Below are 12,771 nucleotides of genomic sequence, written 5' to 3' on the forward strand. Positions count from 1 at the left end.
CGCTACGACCAGATCGCGATGGAGCCCATGTACGGGTTTTTCCACTACCTGTGCATGCTCGCGTACGAGATGTTCTTTCGCGGCGAGGTCTGCGGAACATCCAACATTCCCGTCACCGGTCCGTTCATCGTGGCCTGCAATCATGCGAGCCACCTCGACCCGCCGTTTGTGGGCGCCCAGGTTCCGCGGCAAATGGCCTTCTTTGCGAGAAAAACGCTTTGGAAACCAGGCATCGCCCAGTGGTGGCTCGACGGAGTCGGGACCATCCCCGTGGACCGCGACGGCGGTTCCGATGTCGCAGCCATCCGTCGTGTCCTGCAGACCCTCCAGTCGGGCAAGGCGCTGATTCTTTTCCCCGAAGGCACCCGATCCCCTGACGGCAGCCTTCAGCCGGCCAAGCCGGGTGTGGGGCTGATCGCCTGCAAGACCCAGGCGCCGGTGCTGCCCGCCCGCATCTTCAATTCGCACCTGGCCTTTGGACGCGGGGGAAAACTGCGCGTGGGCACGCGCATCTCGGTGGTCTTCGGGCCCGTCATCCAACCAAAAGACTACGACGATCCGGGCGCCGGGCGCGATCGCTACCAGCGCGCCAGCGAACGAATCATGGGCTCCATATCGCGACTGCGCATGCCGGAATACCCCGTGATTTGAGCAGTCGCGGCAGCGCGTCTACTCCAGCCCGCTCGCCTTGCGCGCACGCCGCAGGACACCGCTGGCGGTGGCGCGCGCGCGTGCCGCCCCATCCGCAAGGATTTTCTCGACGTAGTCCATGCTGGCCGCGAGTTCGGCACGTTTCGCCCGGTAGGGGGCAAAGAAACTCCAGATGTGCTCGAACAACTGCTTCTTCAGGTCACCATACCCCAATCCGCCTTCACGGAGACGTCGCTCCGTCTCCACCGACACCTCGCCAGGGGCGACAAGTTTCAGGAGCTGAATCGCAACATTGCGGTCGGCGTCCGGCTTGGGCTCCTGCGGCGTGCGGGAATCCATCACAATACCCATTATGCGTTTTTTCGTGGCCTTCTCCTCGCCGAAAATGTCGATCGTGTTTCCGTAGCTCTTGCTCATTTTCTGACCGTCGAGCCCCGGCACCACCGCAACGTCGTCGCGGATCACCGGCTCCGGAATCACCAGTGTTTCGCCGTAGGTCTGATTGAACTTGATCGCGATGTCGCGAGTCATCTCAACGTGCTGCTTCTGGTCACGTCCCACCGGCACGCGGTGCGTGTCGTACAGCAGAATGTCAGCGGCCATCAGCACGGGATACGCGAAGAGGCCGAAGTTTGCAGCGATGCCCTTGGCGGTCTTGTCCTTGTAGCTGTGCGCACGCTCGAGCAACCCCATCGGTGTCAGCGTACCGATGATCCATGTGAGCTCGGTGACTTCTGGCACATCGCTCTGCCTCCAGAAGACGCAGCGCTCCGGATCCAGCCCGCAGGCCAGCCAGTCCAACGCCACATCCAGTGTGTTCCTTCTACGCTGAGCGGGGTCAAGCAGCGACGTCATCGAATGATAGTCCGCGATGAAATAGTAGCAGTCCCCGCTCGCCTGGGCGTCGATCGCGGGGCGCATCGCGCCAAAGTAATTGCCTATGTGCAGGGTGCCCGAGGGCTGGATACCGGTTAGCGTTCTTGGCATGGAAAGGGACGATGCTTCCTGTCTCCCTGACGAATCTCAAACCTGGAATTCTCCGCGGGATACAAACGCGATTCAATCGCGCCGGGGGATTTGCACGACCGCCTCACGAATCCTGGCGATCGTATTGGCTGGCAGATAGCCCGAAAACGGCACTGTGGGCATGACAAGCGCCCGCTTACCCAGCACAGAGCCAGGATTGAGCACCGCGTTGCAACCCACCTCCGCCCCATCGCCTAGAATTGCGCCGAACTTGCGCAGCCCGGTCTGATAGACCACCCCGTCAATCGCCAGCGTGATGGGCTTCTGGTCGAGCCGCAGATTGGAAAGAATCACTCCCGCGCCGAGATGCGTCCTGTTTCCAAGGACGGAGTCGCCCACATAGCTGAAATGCGGCACCTGCACGCCATCGAGCAGCAGGCAGTTCTTGAATTCACAGGAGTTTCCGAGGACGCAGCCGCTGCCGACAATGACGTTTCCCCGTACGAACGCTCCCGGCCTGATCTCGGTATTCGCACCAATCCAGGCGGGTCCGATCAAGGTGGCATGCGCCGGCAGCCTGACCGTGGGATCGATACGGACATCCCCCTCCACGTGCACCCCGGGCGGCAAATCCGTCCGTCGCGCAGCGCTCTTTGAAGCGCGCGCCGCGGCCGGCCCTATCGCCTTCAACCAATCCCAAGGCAGGGCGTCGGACGTGAAATCCTCCGCGAAGGCTGACAGCGAATCCGGAAGGGCGAAAAACACGGAGGCGTTCATCGGGAAAACAGCATCCAAGTCGAAAAGCCGGCTGAGAACCAGCGGCTTTTTTCCGCCCTTAAACCAGCCCGCTCTCAGGCCAGCCAACGCTCCAGATTCGCCGCGACAAATTCGTCGTCGACCAGCCAGGCGTGGGCCTTGGAGACGCGATCCAGCTCGGCCGCCTGTCCCGGCGAAAGTCGCTCATGCGGATTCAAGCAGTGGATCGTTTCAAAAATGCCCTGGCGCCGCAGGACTTCATGGATTCCCGGTATGCACCCGGCGAAGCGGTTCGCGGCGTCAAACACGGCGGCATTCGCATCGGTGAGCGCCGCGTTGCGATCGAGCCACACGGCATCGAGCTTTCCCTTGACGCGCGCCCGCTTGATGTCCTTCAGCATGGCGACCGCCCTCTCTGTCCAAACACCCCACTGCCCGAGAAGCCCGCCCACGATGAATCGTTCCTTCCCCGAGAATCGAAAGCGGGTGAGCAGATCGACAATGATGTTGTCGTCATTGCCGGTGTACAAGGCGATGTCGTCCCTCCCAGACGCCATCACCGCACGAACCACATCGAGCGTTTGATAGCGGTTGAACGGCGCCATCTTGATTGCCACGACATTCGGTATCTCTGCAAATTCCCTCCAGAATCGATGGCTGAGAAGGCGGCCTCCAACGGACGGCTGCAGATAGAAGCCCACCAGCGGGATGCTCCTGGCCACTTCCCGGCAGTGCCTCACGATGTCCTTTTCCGCAGCCTCGCTCCAGGCTCCCAGACTCAGAAGCCCGGCATGGTAACCCAGCTCGCGCGCAATGCCGGCCTCACGGCTGGCCTGCGGTGTGAGCCCGCACAGTCCCGCAATCTTGATCCGCGCCTGTTTGCGGAGAGGCACCCAGGAATCAATCTGCTCGGAAGCAAGAGCAAGAATCGGGCGGTACAGCCCGTGCTTTTCCTCGCGAATCTCAAACTGCGTGGAATGCACGCCAACCGCGATGCCACCCACGCCGGCATCCAGATAGTAGCGCATGACCGCGCGCTGGCGTTGCTCCGTCCAGCGGCGCCTGCGATCAAGCGCCAGGGGAAGCGCTGGAATGACATGGCCTTCAAGAAGGTGTTCACGGATTTCGGCAATCGTGTTCATGGCTCAAAACTTCCCATCGCGCGTCTGAAATCCGGTTGGCTTGCCCCAAGTCCCGCCGTCATTGGCGAGCCAGGCCGCAATCCAGCGTTGCATGCTTTCAACCGACGTCTTGGGCGCGCCAAACAGCTGGTGGGACCACCCCGCATTGCTGAGCCAGGCTGTGGGCGCCTCAACTCCCGTGACCACCGGCTCCAGACCCAGCAGTTCACCGGCGCGCCCGGCAAGATCCCGCACGCGCAGAATCTCCGACCCCGTGATGTTGATGGGCACGGCCGGACTGCCGGCGATGCTGATCGTTTGAATGATCTGGTTCAGCGCATCCGGCTGCCAGATCAGGTTCACGTAGCCCATCGTCACATCGACGGGTTCCCTGTTTCTCACCTTCTGCGCAATGTCGACAAGCACCCCGTAGCGAAATTCAACCGAGTAGTTCAGCCGGATCAGTGCAACCTTCGTCCCCCAGCGTTTCGATGCTTCCACAAACGCCTGCTCGCGCTGGAGGCAGGACTTCGCGTACTCCCCCACCGGGTCGGTCGGCGTGGACTCCCTCGCTCCACCCGAGGCGGGCTCAACAAAGGGATAAACGCAACCCGTGGAAAACGCGATGATGCGCGCATGCCGGTAGCGCTCGGCTACGAGCCGGGGCATGGCGACATTCATTTTTTCAAGGAGCTCGGGCGATGTCGCCGTCCCAAACTTCACCCCCGCCAGAAAAAACACCACCGGTGCGTCCGGCAGGCGGGCAACATGCTCGGGGACGGAAAGGTCGGCGGACACGACGTCAATCCCCGTCGCGGTGAAGCTGTCCTGGTCACGAAGCGTCGAGAAGCGTGAAACGGCGATTACCTTCAGATTTGTACCTGCGGCAACCGACGCCATTTGCAGCATGCGGCACAGATGCAGTCCCATCTTTCCGCCGGCACCCAGAACCAGGACCGGTCCCTGAAGCCCCGCCACCAAACGGATTGTGCTTTCCAATGGCGCGGAAAGAAAATCATCCGCATCCTCGGGGCGGCACGGCAGGGCGGGTTGGAAATCGTTTTTGGCAGTCATGCGCAACGCAACCGTTCCAGTCGGTTCGAGTTTGCGCACGGCTTCAAGCCGTCTTTCACGAAGAATGCCAGCAAAGCCGACAAATGACTGAGGGAGCGCTCGTTAGGTGCAAACTTTGATAACCGCACGGTTACTTTTCAGCGTTGCTCGGTTCACCTCAGTGATCGAATCGGCTTGATTGCGGCTCTTTGGCGCACCGGTTCAGCAGGAGACCGGAGCGCTCCTGCAGAAAATCAAGCGGGCCTGCAACGGCAGGATTCGGGAATGCGTTCCCTTCCCATTTTTTCTGAAACATCTCCACAGCCCTCACACGCGCGCCTCCTGTCTTGAGGCGTGCGTCAGCGTCCAGATCTGCCGGGCCTGGCCTATGGTTTCCGCCAGAACATCCGGAGTGAGCGCCTGCTTGGGATCGTCGCCGATTCCCTTCGTCGGTTGCACGTGGGCCTCAATGCAAAGTCCGTCCGCGCCATAGGCGACCGCGGCGAGGGCGCATGCCGGCACATACACGGCCTTGCCCACCGAGTGCGAGGGGTCCACCACCACGGGAGCCCAGGTCCTCTCCTTCAGGAGCGGCGTGATGCTCTCGTCCGGGTGATTGCGATAGCCATCCAGCGTCGGCGCCGTGCCCCTCGGGCAGAGCAGTATGTTGGGATTGCCGAATGACGCGATGTACTCGGCCGCCGAAAGAAATTCATTGAGCGGCCCCATGTGCAGGCTGCGCTTCAGAAGGACGACCGTCGGGCGATCCGTCACCGCCCGGCCAATGGCGCGGAGGAGCGAATAATTGAGGGCGTTGCGCGCGCCGACCTGCAGCATGTGCACGCCGGCATCGAGGGCGAGTTTGAGCTGCTTTTCATCCATCACCTCCGCATCCACCGGCAGTCCGGTGCGGCGGTGGGCCTCCATCAGGATGTCGAGTGATTTGGCGTCGCCTTGAAATGCATACGGATTTGTCCGCGGCTTCCAGACTCCGCCGCGAAGCACATGCGCGCCCGCCTCCTTCACGGCGGCGGCGGTTTCATAGAGCAGGGTGGGATTCTTTGGATCGATCGTGCACTGCCCGGCCACAACGAGCAGTTCCTCGCCGAGCGTCACGCCGCCGAGCCTGATCTTGTGCGAGGACAAGTCCGAGCGCTTGTCCATGAGCTTGAACGGCGATTGGATCTTGTCGATCCGCTCGACGTAGCTGAGCCCCTCGAGCCGGGTGATCATGAGATCGTCGCGTTCATCGCCCACAATCGCATAGATGGTCCGAACAGCCCCGATGATCGGTTGTATCTGGCACCCAAAGGCCTCGACGATGTGGGTCACTTCGGCGAGTTGCTCGCTGGTCAGCTTGTGGTTCTTCGGAAGGATCATGGCGTCAGGGGGAGGCAACCTAGACAGGAATGCATGAATTGACAGAATGAAATTGAGTGGCGGTCGTCGTCAAACCCGCCCCCCGCAGAAGTTTTGCGTCGATTCAACGAGCCGGATTCCTTCAACCTGTAAGTAGCCATGTTCGAATCTCTCACCGAAAAACTTTCACACGCCCTCCGCAACCTTCGCGGGGTTGGCAAACTCAGCGAAGAAAACATGGCGGAGGCGCTCAAGGAAGTGCGCACTGCGCTGCTCGGCGCGGATGTTCATTTCAAGGTCGCTCGCGAGTTCGTCGAACGTGTCCAGACCAAGTGCATGGGCCAGCAGGTCCTCGTGGGTGTCACCCCAGGCCAGCAGATCGTCAAGATCATCCATGACGAACTTGTATCCCTTCTCGGCGAGGGCGCAACGGCCCTGTCGGGTGCGCGTCCGCTCAAGATCCTGATGGTGGGTCTGCACGGTTCGGGAAAAACAACCTCCACCGTCAAGCTGGCGAGGCACCTCAAGAAGCGCGGCTACCGGCCGCTCGTCGCGGCGTGCGACATCCATCGCCCTGCGGCGATTGACCAGCTTGAGATTCTCGCGAAGCAGGAGGAGGTCGCGTTCTATTGCGACCGCGCCTCGCGCGACGTGCCCGCCATCGGTGTTGCGGCGCTGAACGCGGCCCGTCAGCTCACGGCGGATTGCATCATCCTCGACACCGCCGGGCGGCTCCAGATCGACCAGGATTTGATCGAGGAGGTGAAGCGTCTGTCCGCGAAGGTCGAGCCGGATGAAATCCTGCTCGTTGCCGATGGCGCGCTCGGCCAGGAGGCGGTGAATGTGGCGAAGACGTTTCACGACGCGCTCAAGCTCACGGGGCTCGTGCTGACCAAGCTCGACGGCGACGCCCGCGGCGGCGCCGCGCTCTCGATCAAGGCGATCACGGGCGTGCCCATCAAGTTCATCGGCACTGGTGAAAAACCCGCGGACTTCGACACGTTTTACCCGGACCGCCTCGCCTCGCGCATCCTTGGCATGGGCGACGTGGTGTCGCTTGTCGAGCGCGCCCAGGAAACCATCGACCAGAAGGAGGCGGAGAAGATGGCGGAGAAGCTCCGCAAGGCTGACTTCACGCTCGAGGACTTCCTGGCCCAGATGCAGCAGATCAAGAAGCTCGGGTCGATGGAGAGCATCCTGAAGATGATGCCCGGTATGAACGGGGTGAAACTCGACGGCGATGCGGAGAAAAGCATGGCTCGGACCGAGGCCATCATCCATTCAATGACCCCGCAGGAGCGACGGAAGCCGGATATCTTGAATGGCAACCGCCGCCTGCGCATCGCCAATGGGGCCGGCGTGAAGGTCGTCGAGGTCAACCAACTCATGAAACAGTTTCAGCAGATGCAAAAAATGATGCGCATGTTCAAGGGTGGCGGCGACAAGAAGATGATGCGCCAGCTCCAGGCCATGCAGGGCCGCGGCGGCATGCCGCGCTTCTAAACAGTTCCCAGAAGCGGCTATTCCGGCAGCACGATCCGCCACTCTACATTCGAATCGGGGGCAAGGCTGAATGTCTTTTCCACACTTCGGCCATCCACCATGATCGTCACCCGATAGTCGCCATGAAATCCTCGCTCGGTGCACTGGCCGCTGGCATTGGTTTTCGTTGTCAGGTTTGTGCGCCACTGATGCAGCACCAGGTCCTTGTAGACCTTGGCGTTGGGTTTCTCAGACCAGTCCGTTCGAAACATGGCCGCCGGCGGCTTCCAATGGCGGCCTTCCCAGAAGCCCCAGTGCTGCACGCCGACCACGCTCGGATGACTGAACGCGGCTATCAGAAAGTCGCGGGTGAAGTCCGCCTGCAATTGCTCGTCGCTGGTCGGGATGTCGAACTCGGTGAAACGAACAGGGAGATTGAACTCCTTCTGATACCGGTCGAGCGTCGCGACAATGTTCTCAGGTGCGTTCGGACGGCTGCTGAAGTGCCCCTGCATGCCCAGTCCGTCGAGCGGCGCACCATGATCGAGCAGGAAACGCGTCGTGCGTTCGAAGTGCGCCACGTGCGCGGGATCCGCCTTGGCGTCATCGTTTGAGAAATCATTCAGATAGAGTTTTGCGTGCGGAAGTTCCTCCCGGGCCGCCTTGAACCAAGTCACCATGATCTCATCCCCAAAAAGATCCATCAGCTCGTGATTGGTATAGGGCTCGTTCAGCACGTCCCATTCGTCCAGCAGCCCCTTTGTGGCGCGCGTGATCGAGTGAATGTGGGCGAGCACGATGCCGGGTATCTCGCCCTGCCTCGGCGTGTTGAAGAGCGCGCGAACTTCACTGGGTAAGTGCTTCTGGGCGGGCCACACGAGCACGTGGCCGCGCGTATGGAAACCATGCTCCCTCAACCAGCGCAGGCCCGCCAGCGTCTGGGCATGCGAAAACTCGCTTCCTCCCCGCTCCCACGCCGACCATTTGAGGTCATTGTGCGTGCTGGCTGAATTGAACAGTTCCAGCGCAACCTCCCGATAGCGCAGATTGTCCGGCGTATCGATGACAAGCCGTTTCATGTCGAGCGCCGTCCCCCACTGAAACGCCGAGCGCGTCTGCTCGATGCGCACAGATGCTCCCTTCACCGGGCGCCCGCTGGCATCAGCGACGTGCAGACTGATGTCACTCTTGCGCACCCGTTCAATGCGATCGAGTGCTTGCTGACGCCAGGCCGCTCCGGGTTCGCGTCCGGGATAGGAAAGCCGGGTCTGCGGCAGGGACGTCAGCGCAACGGAGCGTCCGTAGTGGACCGCGGTGATGCCTCCAACCTCCACGCTCTGCCGCTTGTATCCAAAACGCAGACCAACCGTTCCGTCCCGGGCGTCCAGGTCGTGCAGCCATTCAAAAGGCACGAAAATCTCCTGCCATTCCCTTCCGACCGGAAATTCGCCAACATGACTCACCAGCCGGCTTCCTCCCAGGCCCTGGAGTGTGACCTCCACAAGCGCCTTGCCCGTTTCATCTGATGCTTTTAGTGCGCGGGCGAAAAAACGAACGATGCCCACATCCCCCTTTCGAACGGCGAATGGAATCCGCGCCGTGAGATCCACATGCCACGGCATCACGGTGTCCGTCATCGTGTCCACACGCCAGGCGCGTGAAAAGCCGGGCCCCTTTGCATCGACAACCGCGATGCGTGCGTCCTTCTTGGCAATATCGATGTCCGGCACAAAAACCTGCAGCGGATCCCCCGCCAGCAGCGACTTCCCGGCCGGAAGCTCCGTGACTGTCGCAGCACTCGGGGGCCCTGCAGCTGCGGGCACGGACGCTTTGCCATATCCCTCTCCACTGTGGCAGCCTGACGCAAGAAGCGCGGCAAGAAGAGCAATGTGAAGCACGAACGGGAGTCGATGATGGATCATTGGGTTTGCTGAAATGTGAGGCGCCGCAGCAGGCGGCTGCTGGTCATGTCTTGTGCATCAGGACAATCACGCCAACTCCGGGCGCAATGACGAAACGGTTGCCCATCAAGGCAGGTGCTCGCACCAGGCGAAATCTCCCGCTGTTTCGCGCCGCAGGCGTATTTCATGGCCGCCAAAGTCCCGGGCGTGTGCGTTCGTGGCAATCATCGGTCGCCTCGAGCGCGAGCCCCGCAAGTGGCACGCAGTACAGGGAGTGCGCGGAATAGAACACTATCACGTGCGCATACAGGTGCACGGGCCCCGCACCGCGCGGAAAAAACCAGATCGCCACGAAGCAGGCGGCCAGCAGCGGCGCGGTGACGAGCATCCGCGGGCGACGCCGACCCCAGCGCGAACGGAAGTTGTCCGAGTACGCCCCGACGATCGGATCGGTGAACGCGTCGCACGCGCGCTGCAGGAACACCAGCGTGCTGAGCGCCGCCGGACTCATGCCAAGCGTCATGTTGAGGATCGGTGCATTGAGCAGGTGGATCGCGTTCTGACTCGCGTCCTCCACCATCCTGCCGATCCCGACGCCCCAGCGCTGCCGGCGCGAGACGACATCCGCGGGTGTCGTTTCACGGACCGGACGGACGGGCAGGGGGCAGCTCGCGGTTGCAGTGTTCATGGATGTCCCGGTTCAAGCTGATGCTTGCTTCTCGGCAATCATCGCTCCAAACCAACCAACACCCACACTGATTCCATTCGCCTTGTCGACAGAAAGTGGCGATCGGCTCTCCGCTAGTTGATCCGTTTTGATATGCTCGTTGATAGAAGCATTGAATTCGAAAATGCCTACCTTCAGTCAACCGCAAGAGAGGAAGACAGAGTCAGAACAATCCGGCGATAGGAGGTGAGCGAAGGCTCGCCTTCGTCGGTGACTTCCAGGATCAGGTGCACAGTCTGTCCGGCTTCCGCCTCCGGAGCGGCCAATTGCACTTTTTCAGAATTGGCGCCCTCAAGTGCCACAACGCCAGGAAACGTTCCCGCTTCGCGGTATTGCCACCAGCGAAAGCGCAGGCGGTCGCCGTCAGGATCGCCCGAGCCTCCGGCATCAAAGGCAAGCCGCTCGCCAGCTCGCACGACTATTTGGATGATCCCCGCAGAGCCATCCCCGTCCACTACCGCCCGCGGCGCATGATTTGCCTCCTCCCGCGGTTTCACGCACCAGTCCATGCGCGCCGCGAAATCGCTGGCGAACGCCCGCTGCCATCGCGCGAGCGTCCATTGCAAACGCTTCCGCGAATCCACTGTTCCCGGTAGATCATCCTCCGCAGGCGCGTAATGCCTGCGCCCCCCACCATCAATCAGGCGGAATCTCCCACCCCAGCTTCCCCACTCGGGATGCTCGGGCGAGGAAAGTCCGAGCGTGGACAGGAGGTAGAGAAACGTTGGCGAATCGCCCTCCTTGACACGTAGCTCTCTCTTCCCGGTGGCATTGGCAGGAGGATAGCCCGCTCCCAGCGGGCCGTGTCCCTGAGACACGTGTTTCCGCACCCAGTCTCCGTCCCTCAACGCCGGGTCGCCCGCCAGGTACATCGCAGCCCCGAGTGGACGGAATTGAATGAAAAAGAGCTCCGGCACATTCTTCCACAGCCAGACCGCGCCCGTGTCCTGCCAACTGTTCTGGCAGAGTCTGATCCTTGAGATGAAACGCATGGCCTCCTCGGCCGATCTTTCCTGACGAACTCATTGATGGCGCGCGCAAGGTCCGCCCGGACCCAGACAACAATCCAGATGGCCGCGGATCATCGCGATCGATGATCGCGAGATATGCTGCGACGCCCTGGGCTGTCCTCTTTCGCCGATCCATTGCTCCGCCGCGTCACTCGCCCGGGAATCGAATTCACCCACCGGATACGGAACCGGGAAACCCTTCCGCCCAGGCGCGCCTCTCCGAACCACCGGCGCCCCAGCCTTTACAAGGTTGTTCAACTTTTCCGCCGACGGATACTCATGCCCGGCGCGCTCGTGCTGCCTGAGCATCGGAAGGACCTGGCCATACTCGGCGATCTGTTCACGCATCAGGTCCGGACGGACCGAGCCGTCGCCATAGGCGAGCGATGTTGCAACGAGTCCTTCGATCTGGAACTCGTTCGCGTAGACAAGAAGGCGGATCATCGACTGCTTGTCGTCCGGGTCCTTGAAGTAATCCGAAAGGACAAGCAACCGCGGTCGTTCATCAGCAGGTCGTCGCTGCGCGGCCGCGCCAAGACCGAACTGGCATCCGGCGCAAAAGAGGGCGAGGATCAGAACCAGACGAACCGTGGGGAGGAGTTGATGGAAACAGGCAGACTCGGTGTTCATAGTTGGGGATGCCGCAGTCACAGTCTAAGCCGCGTTCTGCAACAACCGTCTCAACCCGGATGGACGGCCACAAGCCTTGCGCTGCGCAATGGATTGAACGCCGTGCCCATCCAACTGCACAGCAGCTCGTGCTAGGCCAGCGATGGCTCCACCAGCACCGTCTGGCGCATGCCGGGAATCCCGCGTTCATTTCGAATGACAAGGCTCACCATCAGGTCCGCCGCATGCCGCCCGATTCCTTGATTGTTCTCCCTCACGCCAGGGTCGCCGCGCCCGTCGGACAGTGCGAAGCCAAGCGTTTTTACGCCGACATTCCTCCAAACGGAGAGATCGTCCACCAGCAGGATGTCCGGCTTGTGCTTGCGCAACCAGCCCTCCATCGCGGGCGCACTGGTCCGGGATTCGTAGACTGGCAGTCGATCCCCTGCTTCAAGGTTCTGAAACTGCTCGAAAAGGAAGGCGCTGATCCAGCGTTCCCGCCGCATCGCATTGTGCTGTCTCGTCAGTGCGAGGCCGATGCGGCGGTGCCCCGCCTCCAGGCAGAACTCGAACGCCATGTTCATCCCGAGATGATGATCCTCCGTCACCCGGTGCAGCGCAGGCGTCCGCAAGCCGTAACCGATCGTCACGAGCGCAAAGCGACCCCAGTCGATGCCGGTCATGTCGTGATGCTCCAGGGTCGGCCCCACGATGATCCCTTGAACACTGCGCGTGAGAAGCACCTTGTTCAAATGCGACGGCATCCGCGCATAATCGCACCACGGCAATTCATCGAGCGAGAAGCCATGCCGTTCAGACTGTTCACGGGCGCCTGAATAGATGCTCCGGAAATGCTGGCTCGTTCTCCATGGCAAAGCGGCGGGCAGGCAGTTCAGAAAAACCGCCGACACGCGGTTGCCGGCCGGGCGCCCCGCCCGGCGCGCGCTCACCCACGCGGATATCATGGGATTCACGTGATAGTCCAACCGGGCCGCAGCCATGAGCACCCGCTCCCGGGTTCTTTTCGGAATGCGCGGATCGCCGCGCAGCGCGAGGGAAACCGTGCTCGGATGGCAGCCGGCCGCACGGCCCACGTCACCCATTGTCGAGGCATTCTTTCCGGCTGCCATGGATTC

Annotated in this window: 12 protein-coding genes; 2 read left to right on the top strand and 10 right to left on the bottom strand. The window is 61.6% G+C overall.

The annotated features are described in order from the left end of the window. The first annotated feature begins 18 nt into the window (after window positions 1-18). Window positions 19-651, top strand: a complete 633-nt coding sequence (locus tag HS122_11530; protein ID MBE7539031.1) for a 1-acyl-sn-glycerol-3-phosphate acyltransferase — start codon at window positions 19-21, stop codon at window positions 649-651. Between the two features lie 18 nt (window positions 652-669). Here the strand turns inward: HS122_11530 and trpS are convergent, their stop codons facing one another. From trpS to HS122_11555, 5 genes are all read right to left on the bottom strand, one after another. Beyond that, a complete protein-coding gene (trpS, locus tag HS122_11535) occupies window positions 670-1,638 on the bottom strand; it encodes a tryptophan--tRNA ligase (GenBank protein MBE7539032.1) in 969 nt (322 codons plus the stop codon). A 72-nt stretch (window positions 1,639-1,710) separates the two neighbouring features. Then, window positions 1,711-2,394: a UDP-N-acetylglucosamine diphosphorylase gene (locus HS122_11540; GenBank protein MBE7539033.1), complete on the bottom strand. Its 684-nt coding sequence runs from the start codon at window positions 2,392-2,394 to the stop codon at window positions 1,711-1,713. A gap of 74 nt (window positions 2,395-2,468) precedes the next feature. Next, window positions 2,469-3,515 (bottom strand): dihydrodipicolinate synthase family protein, encoded by a 1,047-nt coding sequence (locus HS122_11545; GenBank protein MBE7539034.1) that lies wholly within the window; start codon window positions 3,513-3,515, stop codon window positions 2,469-2,471. A 3-nt stretch (window positions 3,516-3,518) separates the two neighbouring features. After that, complete coding sequence (locus HS122_11550) at window positions 3,519-4,568, bottom strand: NAD(P)-dependent oxidoreductase (GenBank protein ID MBE7539035.1); 1,050 nt, start codon at window positions 4,566-4,568, stop codon at window positions 3,519-3,521. Window positions 4,569-4,874: 306 nt separating this feature from the next. Beyond that, complete coding sequence (locus tag HS122_11555; protein ID MBE7539036.1) at window positions 4,875-5,927, bottom strand: 3-deoxy-D-arabino-heptulosonate 7-phosphate synthase; 1,053 nt, start codon at window positions 5,925-5,927, stop codon at window positions 4,875-4,877. 138 nt (window positions 5,928-6,065) lie between these two features. On the opposite strand from HS122_11555, the gene ffh reads away from it, so the two are divergent. After that, window positions 6,066-7,409 carry a signal recognition particle protein gene (gene ffh, locus HS122_11560; GenBank protein ID MBE7539037.1) on the top strand — a complete coding sequence of 448 codons (1,344 nt, stop codon included), beginning with the start codon at window positions 6,066-6,068 and terminating at the stop codon, window positions 7,407-7,409. A 17-nt stretch (window positions 7,410-7,426) separates the two neighbouring features. Here the strand turns inward: ffh and HS122_11565 are convergent, their stop codons facing one another. The 5 genes from HS122_11565 to HS122_11585 all read right to left on the bottom strand — a co-directional run bounded on the left by HS122_11565 (window position 7,427) and on the right by HS122_11585 (window position 12,765). Then, complete coding sequence (locus HS122_11565) at window positions 7,427-9,286, bottom strand: endo-1,4-beta-xylanase (protein ID MBE7539038.1); 1,860 nt, start codon at window positions 9,284-9,286, stop codon at window positions 7,427-7,429. Between the two features lie 187 nt (window positions 9,287-9,473). After that, entirely contained in the window at window positions 9,474-9,869 is a 396-nt protein-coding gene (locus HS122_11570; GenBank protein ID MBE7539039.1) for an MFS transporter, read from the bottom strand. Between the two features lie 281 nt (window positions 9,870-10,150). Further along, window positions 10,151-11,008 carry a DUF1593 domain-containing protein gene (locus HS122_11575; protein MBE7539040.1) on the bottom strand — a complete coding sequence of 286 codons (858 nt, stop codon included), beginning with the start codon at window positions 11,006-11,008 and terminating at the stop codon, window positions 10,151-10,153. A 30-nt stretch (window positions 11,009-11,038) separates the two neighbouring features. After that, window positions 11,039-11,656, bottom strand: coding sequence for a DUF1593 domain-containing protein (locus HS122_11580; GenBank protein MBE7539041.1), 618 nt, complete (start codon window positions 11,654-11,656; stop codon window positions 11,039-11,041). A 131-nt stretch (window positions 11,657-11,787) separates the two neighbouring features. Beyond that, the gene (locus HS122_11585) at window positions 11,788-12,765 is read right to left on the bottom strand and encodes a LacI family DNA-binding transcriptional regulator (GenBank protein MBE7539042.1); all 978 of its coding nucleotides are present in this window, start codon (window positions 12,763-12,765) and stop codon (window positions 11,788-11,790) included. Window positions 12,766-12,771 lie beyond the last annotated feature (6 nt).

This window comes from Opitutaceae bacterium (assembly GCA_015075305.1).
Lineage (GTDB): Bacteria > Verrucomicrobiota > Verrucomicrobiia > Opitutales > Opitutaceae > UBA6669.